The sequence below is a fragment of the Croceitalea sp. P059 genome (assembly GCF_031846365.1).
Taxonomy (GTDB): domain Bacteria; phylum Bacteroidota; class Bacteroidia; order Flavobacteriales; family Flavobacteriaceae; genus Croceitalea; species Croceitalea vernalis.
The window spans coordinates 1,164,680-1,185,109 of sequence record NZ_JAVRHW010000001.1 but is presented as its reverse complement, the minus strand read 5'-3'; the positions used below and the strand labels follow the sequence as shown (position 1 = coordinate 1,185,109).

General features: G+C 34.3%; 14 protein-coding genes. 5 read left to right on the top strand and 9 right to left on the bottom strand.

Features of this window, described 5'->3' with window-relative positions:
- Position 1 precedes the first annotated feature (1 nt).
- The gene (locus RM542_RS05330; protein ID WP_311384679.1) at positions 2-664 is read right to left on the bottom strand and encodes a hypothetical protein; all 663 of its coding nucleotides are present in this window, start codon (positions 662-664) and stop codon (positions 2-4) included.
- Positions 665-728: 64 nt separating this feature from the next.
- Between RM542_RS05330 and RM542_RS05325 the strand changes: the two genes are divergently transcribed.
- Positions 729-1,982, top strand: a complete 1,254-nt coding sequence (locus RM542_RS05325) for a divalent metal cation transporter (RefSeq protein WP_311384678.1) — start codon at positions 729-731, stop codon at positions 1,980-1,982.
- A 4-nt stretch (positions 1,983-1,986) separates the two neighbouring features.
- On the opposite strand, the gene RM542_RS05320 is transcribed toward RM542_RS05325, so the two are convergent.
- The 7 genes from RM542_RS05320 to RM542_RS05290 form a co-directional block, all read right to left on the bottom strand.
- On the bottom strand, positions 1,987-3,921 hold the full coding sequence (locus RM542_RS05320) for an OmpA family protein (RefSeq protein WP_311384677.1): 1,935 nt from the start codon (positions 3,919-3,921) through the stop codon (positions 1,987-1,989).
- Positions 3,922-3,932: 11 nt separating this feature from the next.
- Positions 3,933-4,925, bottom strand: a complete 993-nt coding sequence (locus RM542_RS05315) for a type IX secretion system membrane protein PorP/SprF (protein ID WP_311384676.1) — start codon at positions 4,923-4,925, stop codon at positions 3,933-3,935.
- 7 nt (positions 4,926-4,932) lie between these two features.
- Positions 4,933-9,840 carry a gliding motility-associated C-terminal domain-containing protein gene (locus RM542_RS05310; protein WP_311384675.1) on the bottom strand — a complete coding sequence of 1,636 codons (4,908 nt, stop codon included), beginning with the start codon at positions 9,838-9,840 and terminating at the stop codon, positions 4,933-4,935.
- Between the two features lie 119 nt (positions 9,841-9,959).
- Positions 9,960-10,841, bottom strand: a complete 882-nt coding sequence (fabD, locus tag RM542_RS05305) for an ACP S-malonyltransferase (RefSeq protein ID WP_311384674.1) — start codon at positions 10,839-10,841, stop codon at positions 9,960-9,962.
- 80 nt (positions 10,842-10,921) lie between these two features.
- Entirely contained in the window at positions 10,922-11,431 is a 510-nt protein-coding gene (locus RM542_RS05300) for a gamma carbonic anhydrase family protein (protein ID WP_311384673.1), read from the bottom strand.
- A 39-nt stretch (positions 11,432-11,470) separates the two neighbouring features.
- Positions 11,471-12,202 (bottom strand): LytTR family DNA-binding domain-containing protein, encoded by a 732-nt coding sequence (locus RM542_RS05295; RefSeq protein ID WP_311384672.1) that lies wholly within the window; start codon positions 12,200-12,202, stop codon positions 11,471-11,473.
- Between the two features lie 16 nt (positions 12,203-12,218).
- Positions 12,219-14,414, bottom strand: a complete 2,196-nt coding sequence (locus RM542_RS05290; protein WP_311384671.1) for a histidine kinase — start codon at positions 14,412-14,414, stop codon at positions 12,219-12,221.
- 206 nt (positions 14,415-14,620) lie between these two features.
- Between RM542_RS05290 and RM542_RS05285 the strand changes: the two genes are divergently transcribed.
- Positions 14,621-15,799, top strand: a complete 1,179-nt coding sequence (locus tag RM542_RS05285; protein ID WP_311384670.1) for a VWA domain-containing protein — start codon at positions 14,621-14,623, stop codon at positions 15,797-15,799.
- Positions 15,800-15,846: 47 nt separating this feature from the next.
- Here RM542_RS05285 and RM542_RS05280 read toward each other — a convergent pair whose 3' ends face one another.
- Positions 15,847-16,842 carry a type IX secretion system membrane protein PorP/SprF gene (locus tag RM542_RS05280; RefSeq protein WP_311384669.1) on the bottom strand — a complete coding sequence of 332 codons (996 nt, stop codon included), beginning with the start codon at positions 16,840-16,842 and terminating at the stop codon, positions 15,847-15,849.
- 210 nt (positions 16,843-17,052) lie between these two features.
- Here RM542_RS05280 and RM542_RS05275 point away from each other — a divergent pair, with 210 nt between their 5' ends.
- From RM542_RS05275 to RM542_RS05265, 3 genes are all read left to right on the top strand, one after another.
- The gene (locus RM542_RS05275; RefSeq protein WP_311384668.1) at positions 17,053-17,949 is read left to right on the top strand and encodes a NifU family protein; all 897 of its coding nucleotides are present in this window, start codon (positions 17,053-17,055) and stop codon (positions 17,947-17,949) included.
- A gap of 68 nt (positions 17,950-18,017) precedes the next feature.
- Positions 18,018-18,218, top strand: a complete 201-nt coding sequence (locus RM542_RS05270; RefSeq protein WP_311384667.1) for a dodecin family protein — start codon at positions 18,018-18,020, stop codon at positions 18,216-18,218.
- Between the two features lie 138 nt (positions 18,219-18,356).
- Positions 18,357-20,384 (top strand): thioredoxin domain-containing protein, encoded by a 2,028-nt coding sequence (locus RM542_RS05265; protein WP_311384666.1) that lies wholly within the window; start codon positions 18,357-18,359, stop codon positions 20,382-20,384.
- Positions 20,385-20,430 lie beyond the last annotated feature (46 nt).

The following is a 20,430-nucleotide window of genomic DNA, read 5'->3' as shown; positions in this document are numbered from 1 at the left end:
TTTATTGACAATCTAATGCATAAGTATCCATCTCATCTTTACTCCAATCAGTTGGGATATTGTCTAATTGATTTTGATTAACTCGAATACAATCTAAAGGGTTCATAGTGATACTAAAATCTGTCAAAGCATTATTAGTGGAAACATCTATACTACTTAAATCATTATCAGATAAAGTAAGTAATTGCAATGCTGTGTTATCAGTAACTGTAATTGTACTGAGTGCATTTCTATCAGCACCAACTTTTTCTAAAATTGTTAGTCCCTCAAGGTCTATTTCGCTAACAGCATTGTCTTCACACCATAAAAACTTTAATTTTTTATTTAAAGATACATCGATGGTGGTTAGATTATTATTTCTAACACTCAAATTCTCTAAATCTCTAAAACCTGCAATTCCTGTTAAGTCTGAAATTTCATTTTCATCCAAAATTAAGTTTTGTATGATTTGAATTCTACTATTCAAGACTTGACCATCCAGTTCTTCATCAAAGTTTAAATCAATGAGAGCTTGCTCAAAAGCTGCATCCGCAATCGCCGTTGTAGCCTGCTGAAGTATCTCTTCGTTAGTTTCTTCATCTATGGATTCCGAATCAATAGAATCTGTGGAACATGAGACCAAGAATAAAAAGCAAAATAGGTAGTAAAAGTTAATTTTTTTCATAGCGGTGCAAAAATACAATTTTTCATATGAATCAAATTGTAGTAAATTCAGGACCTCATTTGATATGGAACGTCTTAGAACATTTTTAAAAACACTTGGGCCCGGATTGTTATTTGCGAGTATGGCAATTGGTACATCGCATCTAGTACTATCCACAAAAGCTGGAGCTCAATATGGCTGGGTAATGATAATACCCATCATATTAGCAAATCTATTAAAGTATCCTTTTTTTGAATTTGGTGTACGATATACAAGTATTACAGAAAATAGTCTTATTCAAGGGTATTTAAATCTAGGAAAAAGATACCTTGTTCTTTATGGTTTAATAACACTAGTTAGTGTTTTTACAATTTTGGCCGCACTCTATGTGGTAACCTCAGGGCTTTTTATCAATTTATTTCAAATTACTAGCATTAACATTAACACGGTCGCCGCAGGTTTGTTCGCCTTTATTAGTTTATTATTAATTGTTGGTCGCTACCGTTTTTTAGAAATCTCGTTAAAACTGGTCATTTCAATTCTCTTTTTAGCTCTAATTGTAACTACATTTTTAGTCATTAATAAAGGCCAAGTACCTAGCGTTGTTGGTTTTGAACCCTTACATATTTTTAATGAAGTTGGTGTTCTATTTTTAATTGGATTAGTAGGATGGATGCCTACAGCCGTAGAAGCTTCGGGCTGGGTTAGTATGTGGAGCATGGAAAAGATAAAATCTATGGACAGAAAACCAACTCTAAAAGAATCATTGGCTGAATTCAATCTGGGTTACTTTCTAACTGCTTTATTAGCAGTTTTTTTCCTTATTATAGGATGGCTGACATTGTATGGAACGGGAACTGAACTAAGTGGAAACGCCGTCATTTTCGCTGACCAAGTAGTAAGTCTTTTTACGACTCATGTTGGTGATTGGGCCTATTTTCTAATTGCGATTGCTGCTTTTGCTACAATGTTTAGCACCTGCATGACGGCACATGATGCAGTTGCAAGAGTTAGTTTAGATGTAATAAACAAACTATACCCTAAAAATAGTTCTTTCCAGAAAAAATCCTCCTTCGGTGTAACCGTAATCTTATTAGCTTTAATTAATTGGATTGTTATTTCGGCATTTGGTGGGAATATGGCTAATCTAGTAGCTCTAGCAACTTTTGTTTCGTTTGTTATGGCTCCTTTGATAGGATGGATGAACTTAAAAACAGTCAGTGGAAAAGATATATTAAAAAAGTATCACCCATCAAAAGGCCTACAGATACTATCTTTTTTAGGAATGCTATTTCTTTCCGCTTTTGCGCTTTACTATTGCTCGATAATTATTTTTTAAGCTATTAGTCAAAAAGAATATTATTGTTCAAAACAACAACAAGAGATCTTTGGTTTCTTTTATGTAACATTTCAATACAGTAAACCCCATTTGTGCAGTTATTTAATATTTTATCTTCACCGTACCCAACGGAATATAGAATATTCGAATTTGAAACGCCTTTTTCTAATAGATACTTTTTAATGGCATCTGATCTTCTTTGTGTAAGTCTAAAATTTGTTGCACCGCCCCCTCTACTATCAGTATGAGTTTCAATTCTCAATTGTAACTGTGGGAACAATTGGATAGCCTCAACTACTTTGTCCAGTTCTGTTGCAATTTCATAATTAACCGAATATTGACCCCTTTGAAAATAGAACTTGTTTAGTTTAATAACTGTTTGTCCTTCTTTCTCTTCAACGATATCCTCATACGCTACCAATTCTATATTCAATTCTTGGGACTGAGTCTCTTCCAGTTTTAATGAATCATAATTGTACTTGTAAGACGAGTATTTTTCTTTGGTTACTTCAAGAGACACATCATCTTGCCATGGCACTTCAATGCGGTAAGTACCATCATTAGCAGAAACCATATTCTTTAAAACGTCTCCATTTTTAGTCTTTAAAACCAAAGTTGCGTTTGAAATGGCAATTCCTGATTTATTCGAAATAACCCTCCCTTTTAAAACCAATGTTTTTACACCTGGTTTTTCATCAACCATAAACCCATATACATCATCACCGCCTTTTCCTCCATTTCTGTTTGATGAAAAATAGCCAAGCAAACCATCATTATAATTCCTTATAACAAATCCAAAATCATCATCTACTGAATTTATGGAACTGCCCAAATTAAGTGGAATACCTAATTCATCAATGCTAATATTTGCTTTGTAGATATCCATACCACCAAGGCCATAAAACACGTCAGAAGAAAAGTATAAACTATTTTCAAAAATAAAAGGTGCAATTTCATTTCCTGGCGAATTAATTCTAGGCCCAAGATTTACTGGCGCTGACATAATATTACCTTTGTTAGTATTGACATAATAGATATCTGTTCCGCCATAACCACCTTTTAAGTTCGCTGCAAAATACAATCTATCAGTGTTTGCATCAAAAAATGGGTAGTAAAAAGACGTACTCAAATCTCTCCATAGAAAATTAAATCCACCGTTGATTTTTTGAAGTCCAATTGCTAAAGAATTTCTCCCATTATCATCATACTCTAAATCGCCGTCTAAGGTGTTTGAAAGAACATAAAAAATGCTATTAAGTTTCTGAGAAAAATATGGAGTCGCTTTATGATATTTTGAATTGTTTAATTTATCAAATGGCATAGGAGCATCAATTTGACCATTAGGCATAATTTCTCCTTTAAAAATATCCAAATAGGACTCACCTGTAGGTTCATATTTTGTTTTTTTACCAATTGGCCTTCCACTTGTGAACAGTAATTCATTTTCGTAAAAACTAGGTGAAAAATCAGATTGAATACTATTTGCCTCTAAATTAAATATCTGAAAGTCTAACTCCGAAATATTGCTATCTGTTGCTAACAAATCATTATTAAATTCAGCGTTTTCTAGTAATTCTGAGTTCAGATTAAGACCTTTAGTTGTAAGAAATTCTTTTACTTTACCTTTCTCAGAAGTTTCGGAAAAAGCCCGTAAGAGTCTATTTAAACGAAAATTATCTACAATAGTATCATTCGAAAAATATTGTAAATACATCTCTGAGGCCTTTTCAAAATTCCTTTCTTGAAAATATGAATCTGCTAGATTTAAATTTTGCTTTGGTGAAAGTAGAATACCCTTCGAGATATCATTTTCATAGGCTTCGATAGCCTCAGAATAAGAATACTGAAAAAAATAATTATCTGCTTTAGATTTTTTATTTTGAGCTAACGCACCAATAAAAACAAAAAAGAATATAATTAAGCTTAAGGTGTTTTTCATTTTCAAATGGATTAAAAGAATCTAGGCGAATCAATCTGTTTCGGTTTTCCTTTCAATTTTTTGTTCTTTTCTCTATTTCTTGTTTTATCTGAATCATTACTTCCTCTTCCCAAGTAAAATTTCAAGATAACCTCATGTGAACCGCTATTGAATTCACCAAGACTGTTAGTGTTGTAATCATAAGAATAACCTAAAAACATTCCTTGAGAAATTTGAAAGCCGGCTAAACCACTTACAGCATTATTAAGTCGATAAGAAGCCCCTATGGTCACAGCATCAGCAAATAAGAAATTTGCAGAAAGATTAACTGTTGCACCTGCACCCTGCAGGTAATTAATTAAAAAGGCCGGTTTAAACTTGGATCTTTCGGCAATTTGAAAAATATAACCTCCAATGAAATTATATTGAATTTTATCTTCAACAATGGTAGCAATTTCATCATTGTAAATACCATTGGTTAAAAAATTTGGTATAGATGCACCAAGGTACCAGTTATCAGAATACATAAACAAACCTGCACCTATGGTTGGATAAAAGCTGTTTTGTTCTTGACCAAATAATAATGGTTCATTTGGATTCTGAAAGTTTCCTTGCGAATAGTCAATCTTCAAAGTTGAACCACCAGCATCAATACCAAATGACAACCAAGAATTGTCTGAAAGATTAACTTCGTATGAATAGGCTACATCAATATAAGTTTGTGAAACAGGGCCAAGTTCATCGCTTATCACATTAAATCCTAAACCCATTTTATCGTTTCCTAATGGTACATTAGCCCCAAAACGCAATGTTCTAGGAGCGCCTTCAATATCAATCCATTGTGCTCGATATAGCCCCATAATTTCGGGAGTTTCGACAGATCCAACATATGCCGGGTTAAAGCTTCCGATATTATACATGTATTGGGTATACTGTGGTTCTTTTTGAGCCCAACTAAATGTTGATGCTAACAAATATGCAACACCTGATAACAAAAGAATTTTACAATTTATTTTTAATAACATGCTTGAGCTATCGTATTATTTGAATCCAACCCTTTGTTGCTTCCGTTCCATCACCTACTAAATCGAGTATATAAAAATAAGTTCCCTTTGGCAGATTTCCATTCTCACCAGTACCATCCCATGTACTATTATAACCTCTACTAGCATAGACATTATTACCATATCTATCATAAATCAAAAGGGTATTATTAGGATAGTTTTCATGCCCCACCAGAACTAAAAAATCATTAATTCCATCGCCATTTGGAGTAAACAAATTACATATTGTACCTAAGTCAACACAAGAACTTCTATTAATATTTAGTTGAACTGTAGAAGTGTTATTTGATATATTATCATCTAAAGGAGTAGATCGCATCAGAGTCGCAGTATTTGAAAGTAGACCAAAAGTTCTCACGGTTACCGTTAATTCTAAACTTACTTCTTGTTCTGGTAATAATTCATCAATGGACCACACCCCCGTCAATACGTCATAAAAACCATTCGAAGTAGTACTTGACACATACTCAAAACCTGACTCGTCAGAAATTAAATCATCAACCTCTATATTAATGGCCCGATTCATACTCAAATTAGACAACGTAATAGTAAAAACAATGTCGGTATTAATTAATGGTGCTGCAATATCAACTGTTTTTAGAACCTGCAAATCAACAGGATCTGCATTACAATCATCCGTCAAAAAAGGATCACAACTATCTAATGGATTTGTTGCTTCTTCAGGAATAGCCGTGGTAGAAGGATCATCTACAACTAATACCTCTTCACCATCTGTTAGACCATCTCCATCAGTATCAGCATCAAAAGGATCAGTACCTAAGTCCGCTTCTTCACCATTCGTTAGCCCATCAGCATCACAATCACCGTCTGGTAATGGTGTTCCACCCAGCGAGTCGCAATCATCTAAAGGATCTGTACCATCAACAACCTCAGTCCCATCTAGAATGCCATCACCATCAGTATCAGGATTATCAGGATCAGTGCCTATATCTTCTTCAATATCATCATTCAATCCATCGTTATCATTATCAAGATTACAATCTACAACCATTATTGTAACATTAATAGCTTGATTTTCACAAGGTGCAACCGCATCAGTTGTAGTGTAAGTAAAAATGTAATTACCCGAAGGCAAACCATCAAAATCAACGACATTTTCTTCATCTATAACTACAAGACCTGAAGGATCATCAAAAATTGACCAAATACCAGGATTAGCATCCGTTAAAACATCATCTAAATCCGTTAAGGTTGTTCCATCTTCTTCGGCTTCATTGCAGCCAGTCGTGCTAACGACCATACCAGGGTTTGGTTCAATATTTACCGTAGCAATTACCTCTAATCTTTCTGAAAAACAACCATTAGCGGTAGCTTCAACAAAAAACGAAGTAGTTTCTGTTACGATTGGCGTCGTAAAATCACTTCCCGTTCCTAAAATAGTGGTACTAGACAAAGAATCATACCAATTTAAAGTAGCCCCTGTACTTCCAACTGCCGTTAAATTAACGGTACCGGCTCCACAACGAACATCCCCGGAGGTAGCATCAATTGATGGCGTTATGTTTAATACTAAAGTAATTTCTATAGTTGGACTAGAGCAATCAATACTATTGGTTCCATCGGCATCATCAAAGAAAAAACCAAAATATGTTCCAGGTGAAGTCACAAAACTACTTCTATGCGCTGAAACCTGTAACGGGTCAGGACTAGTACTCCATGTAAGAACACTTCCTGCAGGTGCACTATCAGTCACATAATCATTCAAATCTGTATTGACAACATCACAAAAATTTGTTGGTTGAGAACTATCAAGTGTTGGAGCAAAATCTCCACCATTACAATTAATAGAACAATCAGACACCGTAATTGTTAAATCACTCGATTGATTTTCACATGGAGCATTAGCACCAGTTGTTGTGTACCTAAATTCATATATACCGGCAGTACTTCCATTGAAATTAACTTGATTACTAGCACTAATAGAAATTGCGCCACCTGAGGGGTCCGTTACTATTGTCCAAACACCATCGTCGGATCCAGTAATTTGAGCATCTAAATCAATTGAAACTGGACCACCATTACCAGTAACATTACAAGCAGCAGCGTTAGTGGTAGTACCGGGTGATGGCGTAACACTAGCCGAAATTTCAATGACAAGCTCTGGGCTCACACAATTATTTGCAGCATCAAAAAAGAAGCCATAATAAGTACCAGGAACACTTACTACTGGGTTATCTAAATGCGTATTTATGTCTTCTAAGTTAGTATTTGACGAACTCCATTTTAAGACAGCATCAAGAGGTGCTGTACTTAAAGTATAATTGTCTAAATCTTGATTAAAATCATCGCAAAATGTAGTAGGTTCTCCAGAATTTAATACCGGAGCTATTGTACCTGCTGCGCAGCTGTCATCATTTATGATTGAAACTTCAGCAGTATCAGATATGTCAATTGAAAAAGGAGTACTTGCTAAATTTAAAAGCTCTATCACTAAATTTTCATCTGGCTCTATAATAACATCAGCTGTTGGTGTTACCGTGAATGTTTCGACTTCATTCGCTACGCCAGAAAATATTAATTGCTGATTGGTTATTTGAGTGTAGTCATTATCAGCTAAGGTTGCAGAATCATCAGCCGTAGCAACACTAACATTAAAACCGTTTGAAACTGGGTTATCTAAAACAACAGAAACTGTTATTGGCCCATCATTTTCAGCCCCTGATACATCAGCAATAGTAAGAGCAGCACTATCATCATTTAAAATGGTTCCTATACCTTGACCACCTGTTATTCCAGCACCTACAGCTCCGGTTAAGTTAACTTCAAATGATTCCGTACCTTCAACTTTTAGATCACCGTTTACTGTAATTGATAGGGTAGTAGTATTATCTCCCACATTAATTTTACCAGAACCTGTAATCACTTGATTGTAATCTCCATCTACAATTTCTGCAGTACCATTTTGTGTACTGTAGGTAAATTCAATTTCATTAATTGCGTTGCCACCTCCATCTATACTAACGACAAAATCAAAAGATGTTATACCTGAATCTCCTTCATTTAAAGTAACATCACCTATACTTATAAAATCTTGATCATCATTTTCAATAGTACCAATTCCCTGACCATTATTTATAATTGCATTAATTGGGTTGCTCAAATTGACTCTAAAAAATTCATCAGCCTCTACCTCCGTATCACCGTTAACTTCAATATTAAAAGAAGTACTTACTTGCCCAGTTAAAATCGCGCCACTTTCTGCAAGTTCGGCCTCATAATCTGAATCTGCCGTGGTAGCTGTGCCATCTGCTGAATCGTAAGTAAAAGTTATATCATTTGAAGCAGGCACTCCACCGTCAACACTAACGGTAAAAACATAGTTTACCGAGCCGGCGTCTCCTTCGGCCTGAGTTACACTATTAATACTAATTGCATCTAAATCTTCACTTTCAATATTTACTAGAGCTTGATTATCAATTCCAATAGTATAATCGGGACCGGTATCCAAATCTATTATAACCGTTTCAACCGGTTCAATTTCCGTATCGTTTATTGGAGTTACCGTAATTACTGCTGTTTGATCTCCATCTGGTATTTCTATAGATGTTCCTAAAGCAACAAAATCTGTTATTGAGGTAGCTGTTCCAGATACACTGTAATTTATCTGAATTGGATTACCTGTGTTGTTAACTTGGTCAAGACTTATTGTAAAAGCACCCGTAGTAGTTCCTACTTCAGTTGCAGTATCATCGGTTGCAAGAATAGTAACATCAAAAACATCATCATCCTGATTCGTAACGGTCAGTTGAGACACATCTCCACCAACTAGAGCATTGTAATTAGCATCTCCGGTAGATGAGGGATTTCCGGTATTAATTATATCATCAATATCACCATCTACCAATAAATCATCTTCACCGGTTATGGTCAATGTAACTCCAGTCTCCCAATTAGCTGGAGTTATAATCACTTCTGTAGGACCACTTGTCTCCGTTGCATCATATTGATTTATGGGCACCCTAACATCATCCAAAGGTTCACTACCGAGGGTAAAAACAAAATCTGTAGTTCCTCCTGCTTCTGTGGTAATACCAATATTGGTATCTACAAGAATTTCTACGACGTCATCATCTTCATTAGTTATTGATAGTTGTGGTACATCAGCCCCACCCAAAGCATCATAAATTGGATCAGCAGATGTTGGATTTTGAGTTGATATTATATAGGTAATATCTCCGTCGGCAATAAAATCGTCTTCTCCAGTAACATCAACGGTTACGCCAGTATTCCAATTTGTTGAAGTTAAAAGTACACTCGCTTGGACTGTTCCTTCTCCCGGTTCTGGATTACTCAATGGTATAGTAACATCGGCCACAGGTTCACTGGTCAAAGTAAACAAGAAGCTTGCAACACCACCTGCTTCTGTTGTATTGCCGGTAGTAGTATTTACGGAAACACCTGCTGTATCGTCATTGAGAAAAGAACTGATTCCTGTATTATCTAAAATTATTGCGTTAGTAGAGGGGTTTGACAATTCAATGGTAACTATTTCATCGGCTTCAACAATAAAATCTCCGGTCGTGGTAACATCAATTGTTTGATCATCCGTACTAAAAACTGGAAAGGTCACCGTACCGGTTGTACCATTCTCAAGACCTCCAAAAACCTCATAATCTGCAGTAATAACTTCAAAAGGTGGCGTAAAATCGGCAGCATCAACAGATACAATAAAAGTAATCGTTGCTACACCAGTATTTCCTTCATTAACCGATATCGGATCGTTGATTGATATCTGTTGACCATAAACACAAGATTGTCCAATTAGAGTAAAGAACAACGATATTTTAATGCAAAAAAATAAAGTTCGTTCAGAGAAACTTTCAATTTGTAAACCAAGATTTTTAGCAAAGTTCATTATTCCTATTTACTATTTGGGCGATGGGCAAGATAAATAAAAAATGTAGTAACCAATTAAGTTTACGATTAAATCTAAGTTATTGGGTTAAAGTGCATTTAGACAAAATGAAAACGATATTACACGACAGCGGAACTAGCTTCAACTGAAGAATCAATTTTTCTAGCTAAACCTTGAAGCACTCTTCCTGGTCCTACTTCAATAAATACTTTTGCGCCATCAGACACCATGTTTTGAACACTTTGAGTCCATTTTACTGGAGAGGTCAATTGAGCAATCAAATTCTCTTTTATCTCATTAGACACATCAACTGCAGTGGTAGTCACATTTTGATATATTGGGCAAGATGGCTTATTAAATGTTGTAGATTCAATAGCAGCAGCCAACTCCTCTCTAGCGGGTTCCATTAAAGGCGAATGAAAAGCACCTCCTACAGGTAAAATCAACGCTCTTCTAGCACCAGACTCCTTTAATTTTTCACATGCTATATTTATTGCTTGAATTTCACCAGAAATGACTAATTGCCCTGGACAATTATAATTTGCGGGAACAACGATACCTTCAACTTCTGAACATATTTTTTCAACTAAGTCATCATCTAATCCTAAAACTGCAGCCATGGTGCTGTCTTGAATTTCACAAGCTTTTTGCATAGCCAAAGCTCTCTGTGACACCAACTTAAGACCATCTTCAAAGTTCAAACTATTATTAGCCACTAAGGCGGAAAACTCCCCTAAAGAATGACCTGCAACCATATCAGGCACAAATTTATCACCTAATACCTTACTCATAATCACCGAATGCAAAAAAATTGCTGGTTGAGTTACCTTTGTCTGTTTCAAGTCATCAGGGTTACCTTCAAACATGATATCTGTAATTGAAAAACCCAATACTTCGTTAGCTTGCTCAAAATACTCTTGAGCCATTGGATAATTTTCATATAAATCTAATCCCATACCCACAAATTGGGCGCCTTGACCGGGAAAAACATATGCATTCATGAGTGTTCTTTTTTAGAGCGCCAAAAATAGGAAATTAATGATACAACAAACTAGGTTATTGTCATCTTAGCTCAATACAGCTATTTAAACCAACTACTATACTTCACGTAGTTTTTGGCTATTCGGTCTATTTCACCTGTGCTTAATTCAGGACTAATATTTTTTAATTTTTTAGCTGGCATTCCTGCAAAAATTGTTCCTGAAGGGACATGCGTTCCTTTTGTAACAACTGCGCCTGCAGCTATGATACTATTGCTCTCAACCACACAATCGTCCATTACAATTGCACCCATACCAATCAAGACATTACTTTTTATTGTGCAGCCGTGAACAATGGCATTATGACCTATAGATACATTATCTCCAATTGTTGTTGGCGACTTTTTATAGGTGCAATGGATTACTGCGCCATCTTGAATATTGACCTTGTTACCCATTTTAATAAAATGAACATCACCTCTAATTACAGCATTAAACCAAACACTGCATTCATCACCCATTTCAACTTCTCCAACAATAGTAGCATTCTCGGCAATAAAGCAGTCTTTACCTATTTGAGGTGATTTTCCGTTTACAGGATATATAATCATAAACTTTATAAATTTCTCACGTTGCTAATAATTACTAAACTATTTAAAATAAGCTAAAAGCTGAGCTTTTCTTGATGCTGAGACAGATAATTCTTTTCCGTTGGATAAAATAACACTTCCTCCTTTACCTTTTTTGTATTTCTGAATTTCATTGACGTTTACTAAGTATGATTTATGTATTCGTGAAAAAGGAAATTCACTTAAGGCTTCTTCAAAATATTTTAAGGTCTTACTCACCAATATTTTCTTTTCTTCTAAATAGATTTCGGTGTAATTATCATCTGCCTTGCAAAAATAAATATCGGAAACTTCTAAAACTTGAAAACCATCTTGTTGAGGCAGAGTTATCTTCCCTTCCGCCTTTTTAAGTTTTGCCTGCAACACCTTGCCCTCTAAAGCATTCTCACCAGATTTTATCTCAATCACATAATTCACCGCCTTAATAAGTTCATCAATATTTATGGGTTTCATCAAATAATATGCAGCATGATTATTCAGAGCTTCCATCGCGTACTGATTGTAAGCTGTAACAAAAACAACTTCAAAAGTACGATCAGGGATTTTGTCCAATAAGTCGAAAGCGTTGCCAAAAGGCATTTCAACATCTAAAAAAACTAAATCGGGCTGGTGTTCTTTAATGAGGGATAAACCTTCGTTTATCGTGGCCGCTTCAGCAAGTAACTCAACATTACTGCAGTATTTACCTAAATAATTCCGAAGAATCTCTCTGCTGTTCGCCTCATCTTCTACGATAATAGATTTCAATTTCATTGTCAGTATATTTCGCTTAATCTTTTTTCAATTTTAATACCACCTTTGTACCTGTTTTATCTTCGTATAAATCAGAAATACCTACCTCTACTTTATTCTGATACATATCATTCAAAATAGCAATACGTTTTTTAATATTACCCATACCTTTTGAACGTTGCTTCTTTTGATTTTGGGTTTTTAGTTCTGCTGATTTTTTTCTACCAATTCCGTTATCTTTAATTTCAATTTGAAGAAGGCTTTGCGTGAGCTGTCTTACTTCAATCTTTAAAAAACCCTTAACTTCCTTGTAGCGCAGTCCGTGCCAAATTGAATTTTCAATATATGGTTGCAATAACATAGGAGGAATTTCAAAAGCTGCAACATCTACATTAGAATCAATTTGTACTTCATAATCAAACTTGTCAGGAAATCTTGAATGTTCCAACTTTATATATAGTTCTAAAAGTTCCAACTCCCTAGTTAGGGGTATAAAATCTTCCTCTGAGTTTTCTAGTACAGTTCTCATTAATACAGAAAATTCACTTAAAAATCTATTTGCACTGCGTTCATCACTTTTTGCTATGTAATTGTTAACCGAGTTTAAGGCGTTAAATATAAAATGTGGATTCATTTGAGTCCGTAAAGATTTTAAAGCCAGTAAATTATTAGCTAATTTTTGTTGATTGTTACTACGATAATAAAAGAATGCTGCTATACCTAATAAAAACATTCCAAACAAAAGAGAATAAATTAGCCATTTTTGCCTCTTATTATTTTCTTCAAACAATTGTTGCTCTGTTACCGCTAAACTGTATTTACTTTGGGATAATTGTCGCTCTTGTTCTAAACTTGAAATACGATTTTGTTTTGCGGCAATATCTCTATTCAGCCTAGCTAAACGGGATATTTCTTGTTCTTTTCTAAAATAAAAAGTATCAACTATAGTACCATACTTTTGGTAGTTCTCGAAAGCTTTTTCGAAATCGCCTTTATAACGATATACTTCTGAAAGTTTTCGGGTAGCGTCCTTCTGTACTACTAAATCATCTTCCTTATCGGCCTCTATAATACTGCGCTCTAAAAAAGGTATAGCTTCTGTAAGTTTATCCTGTGATATATAAGCTTTTGCGATCTTATAATTAATACGCTGCGATGTAATGGAATCGGCACCTAAAATACTTTTTGGCTTACCAACTACCTTTGAAGGTAACTGCTCTAATTCTTTTAACGTTTGTTTTCTCAATTCTATTTCATCATTAAATCGACTGGCTTGATTATAGAAGTCAGCAACTTTATCCCCTTCTTGTATAGCCCTTTGAGGTGTTTGCTTTTTTGAAAGCGAAAGTGAATTATCGTAGTAATCTTGAGCCTCAATATTACGGTCTGAAGCTGCAAAAGCAGCTGCAACTTTTGAATTTAAATCGATAACCTTCGGTGAGACCTGATTCTTTTCCGCAACCTTTAAACCCTCTCTATAAAAACTTAGCGATTTTTCCAGGTTACCTTGCGCCTTATAAACATCTCCTAAGCCTTCATATAGTTCTATTTTTTGGAAGGGTATCATCTTCTTTACATCTAATAATGGTCTAAAAGTTTCTTCTGCCTCCTTATAGTTCTTATTCAACAAAAAGGCTTGACCTAGCAGAATAGTTGTAGGGCTTGTCTTATTAGCAACTAATGCATCCTGTATATTTGTAATAGCCAAATCATATTGTTTGTGGTAAATATATATTTGACCTAGAATTGTTAATGCCTTGGCTAGCTCTTTTTTATTACCGCGTGGCCCAATTGAGGCAATTGATTGAGCTACAAAATCAATACTTTTTTCAATACTTATCTTTTTATAATACTGAGCAGAATCTAATCCGATTTTATATGGTGAAGAATTACCGATAATCTTTCTTTCCTTATAATTCGAAGAAGTGTAATTCTCAACCTGTAGGACAATATCTTCATCTGAATTAATCCGATAGCGTACAGTATCAAAATCTGGGCTTTGAAAAATTAATATATCACCTATATATGTATCAATTACAAAATCTCCTAAACCATCGGTAATTGTAAAAACTCCCCTATTGGTAGAAACTTCTACATTAGAAATAGGTTCATAATTTTCTTTACCCTTAACAGAACCTTTTATTCTAACCTTATCACCCTCATTCATATCCTGAGGAAATGCGATTAAACTAAAGAAAAATGCTATTAGTAATATGTAATTTTTTTTGTGCATTGTCCATTTAAATCAAAGTAAACTTAACGGTTTAAAAGCGGTTTTAAAAATTACTATTAGCTCAAAACAGGTATTAAACAAAGCGTTTTACCCTCTTTACTAAAAGTTTTATACTCTTAACGCATTAAAGTGACCTATTCACTCATTTTCGATTTTTATTCTGTGACCCCGTGGCTAAGTTTACATCAGTAATTAAAATAAAATTTATGAAAAATCTAAAGAATATTATTGGACTGAGTTTAATGGTCCTCGGAATTGGCACCATATACGGATGTGATATCAAACCAAAAAAAGATGATAAGACAAAATTAATTGTAACCGCCATCGCCCCAGAGGTTGATCAACCCGCAAAACAATATGTCAAAATTGCCTTGTTACTTGATACTAGTAATAGTATGGATGGGTTAATTAATCAAGCAAAATCTCAACTTTGGGATATTGTCAATGAATTTACTTATGCTAAATGTGGTAATAACAATCGACCAGATTTAAAAATTGCCTTATATGAATATGGTAATGACAAGCTTTCTTCAAGGGAAGGATATATTCGCCAAGTAATCGGATTCAGCGATGATTTGGATGAAATTTCAGAAAAATTATTTTCTTTAACTACTGATGGTGGTGAAGAATATTGTGGAGAAGTTATTAATACTTCATTAGAACAATTAGAATGGGGTAAAAATGCTGATGACCTTAAAATGATTTTCATTGCTGGTAATGAGCCTTTCACACAAGGAAAACTAAACTATCGTGATGCAGCCTCACAAGCTAAAGAAAAAGATGTCGTTGTCAATACTATTTTCTGTGGCAACTATGAACAAGGCGTTGGTAGTAAATGGAAAGACGGTGCTATAACCACCGGTGGTGAGTATATGGCTATTGATCATAATCGTCAAGTAGTTCATATTGAAACTCCGTATGATGATATTATTATCAAACTAAATTCTAAACTCAATCAAACCTACGTTTCTTATGGGGCTTTGGGTGCTTCAAAAGTACAGACTCAGGCAAAACAAGACAATATGGCCTACGATGTCAATGAAGAAGTTGCGGTTAAAAGGGCCATTAGTAAAAGCTCTCGTTTATATAAAAATTCTCAATGGGATTTAGTTGATGCTTCAGATGATAAAGAATTTGAAGTTTCAAAACTAAAAAGGGAAGAACTACCTAAGGAATTAAAAGATAAATCTGAAAAAGAAATTAAAGACTATATCTTAAAGAAAAAATCAGAGCGCACACAAATTCAAAAAGAGATTCAAGACCTAAATACTAAAAGAAAAGCTTATATAGCTAAAAATCAAACTGAGGAAAAAGGAGAATTAGAAAATGCTATGATTCGTGCTATAAAAAATCAAGCATCTAGAAAAAACTATAAATGGGACTAAATTTTTATGACTCTTAAAGAAGAGCTCATCTTAACCGATGGGCTTTTTTAATAATTTGCAGCAGGACAGTAACAATCGTATCTATTTTCTTGTTTTTCGCCCAAATCAATACCTAAAGTAATTTGATGAAAACCACCATTATCAAAACGAATATCTCCAGATTGGTACGAATAATTGTAAGAAAACATAAATCGATTAATATTTACACCAACTATAGGAGTAAATAGCTGTAATCGCTGTTCTCCAAAAGTTCCGTTTTGTTGAAATTGTGCACCATCAAAACTTCTTCTATAAGAAAGTCCTCCCCATACTGTAGCATTACCAACGTCCTTGTAGACCTTAGCATTCATATCAATTGTTTTCTCTTGAGTAAAATCTGTGAGTTGAAATAGAATTGAAGGTTCTACTCGAAAATCACTTTTCCCGAATATATAGCCTGCCGATAATAAATACCTTCTCAAATTATCAAATTCAGCGACGGTGTATAAATCGCGACCGGTTCCTAGTATATTAAGAATAGCACCATGTGCATAAAATTCAAGATAATTATAAGACACCCCTAAATCAAGATTAAAATAACTACTTGTATTCTTTATTCCAGTTATAACCGGATCGGGTATAACCGAACGAAATTCTGTTTCATCTAAGCTACTTAAGATGACACCAACACTCATACCAAAAGACAATTGATTTAAATTTCTAAAATCAGAACTCAATTGTAGATGATGAGCATAAGTTCCTTTAAAGCCTGTTTGAGAATGATAACCATTGCTATCATTAAACAAGATTCCTCCAACTCCACTCTTTTCTCCAACTCTGAAATGGGCATTAAATGTTTGAAGGCTTGGGGCCTCATCAACATTAAACCATTGTTTTCTGGCGGTTAATCTCAATTTACCTCCTTGACCGATGCCAGCCATTGATGGATAAACTAAATAATAGTTGTCCGCTAAATAATCAAAATAAACAGGAATACCCTCTTGTGCACGCATATTAGTTGCGAAAAAAAGGCTTAAAATCAATAGTGTCTGCAGTTTTTTCATCAAGATTCTGGGGCTAAGTGTTAGTTACTGCGTTGTACAAACAACTAGTATAACGATTTAAATGTAACATTATTATATCTTTTAATCCCCATATATCCTTTGTATTTTTACCAAAAAATAGGTTCCAAGTTGTAGACGTTATTTTATTTTGTTTATTGCGAAAAAGCTTAATGGCACCCTAGAAATCTTGATAGAAAAGACTTAATCGACATGAAAGAATATCATTTAACACTACAAGAAACAAATAACCCCGCTATATTAAAGTTTGAGGCCAATCATTTTTTGGTAAAAGAAAACTATGAATTTAAAAATATAGACGATGCAAAAAATTCGCCTTTAGCACAACAACTATTTTATCTGCCTTTTATAAAAACAGTATATATATCAGGTAATTTTATAGCCTTGGAGCGTTTTGACATTGTGCAATGGAATGATGTTAAGGATGAAGTAGCACAACAATTAGTAGACTATTTAAATGATGGTGAACCTATAGTGATTGAAGAGGAAACCAGTAAAAAAGTTGCTGTAACTGTATACGCTGAAGTAACTCCAAATCCGGGGGTTATGAAGTTCGTTGCCAATAAACCAATTGTACCATCCATATTTGAATTTAAAAATATAGACGAAGCAAAAGACTCGGAATTAGCAAAACAGTTATTTCATTTTCCCTTTGTTAAAGAAATATTTTTTGATCACAACTATGTATCGGTCACCAAGTATGATGTAGCAGAATGGGACGAGGTAACAATGGAATTGAGAGAAGCTATTCGTGATTTTTTAGCTGATGGTAAAGAAGTTGTTTCTGAAAGTTTGCAACAAAAAAAATCAAACTCAACCGACAATGAAAATTCTGAAACTGATTATGATGACACTTCAAAACAAATCATAGATATTCTCGAAGAATATGTTAAACCAGCCGTTGCAAGCGATGGTGGTAATATTCTTTTTCAATCTTATGAAGAAGAAAGTAAAACCGTTAATGTTATTTTACAAGGCGCCTGTAGTGGTTGCCCATCATCAACATTTACCCTTAAAAATGGCATTGAAACCATGCTAAAAAATATGCTTGGTGATAAAGTACAAGAGGTAATAGCGCTCAACGGATAATTTTTATATTTCTTTAAGTAGGTATTGTATAGAATTTCTTAAATTGAAGAACATAAAAAACACTAACTATGGCAGTTTTAAAAGTTATCGAAGTATTGGCAAATTCTAGTAAAGGTTGGGAAGATGCTGCAGCGAATGCAGTTGCCCAAGCATCTAAATCAGTAAAAAATATTCGCTCAGTTTATCTTAATGAGCAAAGCGCTACTGTTAAGGATGGAGAAATTACAGATTATCGAGTAAATGTTAAAATAACATTTGAAGTAAAATAATAATCCTCAAAAGAAATTTATAGCGCCTTTATAGGCGCTTTTTTTATTTCTAAGGCTTTATATCATATGACACGAAGCATTACCATTTTTTTGATTTCAATAATTCTTTTGAATAGCTGCGCACCTAAAAAGGAAGAAATGACACATAAGTATACCAATGCTTTAATTGATGAAACTAGCCCGTATTTATTACAACATGCCCATAACCCAGTAAATTGGGAAGCTTGGCACCCTGAGGTTTTAGCAAGGGCAAAAGATGAAAATAAGCCAATTCTTATCAGTATTGGTTATGCTGCATGCCATTGGTGTCATGTAATGGAAGATGAATGTTTTGAAGATGATGAAGTAGCCAAATTAATGAATGAAAACTTCATCAACATCAAAATAGATCGCGAAGAAAGACCTGATGTTGACCAAATCTACATGGATGCTCTTCAAATGATGACTGGTAATGGAGGTTGGCCATTAAATATTATTGCTTTACCTGATGGGCGTCCATTTTGGGGTGCCACCTATTTACCAAAAGAAGATTGGTTAAAATCATTAAATCAACTAACGAAACTATTTAAAGAAAATCCTGATAAGATTATTGAATATGCGAGTGATTTAGAGCGCGGCATTCAGTCTATTAATCTTGTAGAAAATAAAACTGATGCTTCGCAATATACTCTTGAAGAAATAAATCATTCAGTTGAAAATTGGAGTTCTTATTTTGATACCTATTTAGGTGGGTACAAAAGTGCACCAAAATTTATGATGCCTAATAATCTTGATTTTTTGCTGCACTATGCTACCAGTCAAGATGATAAAGAAGTTCTTGAATATGTAAATACCACGCTAACACGTATGGCTTATGGTGGTGTATTTGATCAAGTAGGTGGAGGTTTTTCACGTTACTCGGTTGATACTAAGTGGCATGTTCCTCACTTTGAAAAAATGCTCTATGATAATGGCCAATTGATTAGTCTTTATTCTAAGGCCTATGCTGCGACAAAGAATCCACTTTACAAAGCAATTACAGAAAAGACCATTGCTTTTGCCCAAGAAGAACTTTCTGATAAAAGCGGTGGATATTATTCTTCACTTGACGCCGATAGTTTAAATGAGGCTGGTGAGCTCCAAGAAGGTGCGTATTATGTTTGGTCTAAAGAAGAGCTTATACGATTATTGAAATCAGATTTTGAAATCTTTAAAGACTATTTCAATATCAACTCTTATGGGGAATGGGAAGAAAATTATGTGCTAATTCGCGATAAGTCAGATTTTGAAATTGCAGAAAAACATGAAGTCTCTATTGATGAATTAAATGAAAAGATTACAAACAGTCTGAGCATTTTAAAAGAAACACGTCAAGACAGAACAAAACCAAGACTAGACGATAAAATTTTAACCTCTTGGAATGGTTTAATGCTCAAAGGTCTTGTTGATGCCTATCGCTATTTACAAAATGATAATTACCTTAAACTGGCATTAAATAATGCTTCTTTCATAGAACAAGAAATGATTCGAAGTTCAGGTGGTCTATACCGAAATCATAAAAATGGCCAAAGCAATATTAATGGTTTTTTAGAGGATTATGCTTCGACCATAGAAGCATTTATTGGGCTATATGAAGTCACTTTTGATATGAAATGGTTAAATCATGCTAAGGAATTAACTGATTACGCATTAACGCATTTCAATGATGATATTAGTGGTATGCTATTCTTCACATCTGATAAAGATGAATCATTAATCAGACGAACCCTTGAAACCAATGATAATGTTGTTTCAGGTTCCAATTCAATTATGGCTAATAATCTTTTAAAATTACACAAGGTGTTTTCAAATGAAGGTTATGGAAAACGTGCTCATCAAATGCTGAAAAATATTCAGGTAAATTTTACTGAGAATGGACAGAGCTTTTCAAATTGGATGCACTTGGCTTTATTTGAAAATTTAAATTTTTATGAAATAGCTGTAGTTGGCGATGATTACAAGAATATCGGTAAAGAAATTCTATCTCATTATATTCCAAATAGTATTCTTGTTGGGTCTCAAAAAGAAGGAGATATTGATCTTCTTAAAAGTAGATATAACGAAGGTGAAACATTGGTTTATGTTTGTATTGAAGGTACCTGCAAACTACCGGTAACTTCAGCTAGTCAAGCCATAAATCAACTTTAAATTAATTGAACTTTAACCTAACCTTAAGATGTTCAATTTGACTTTA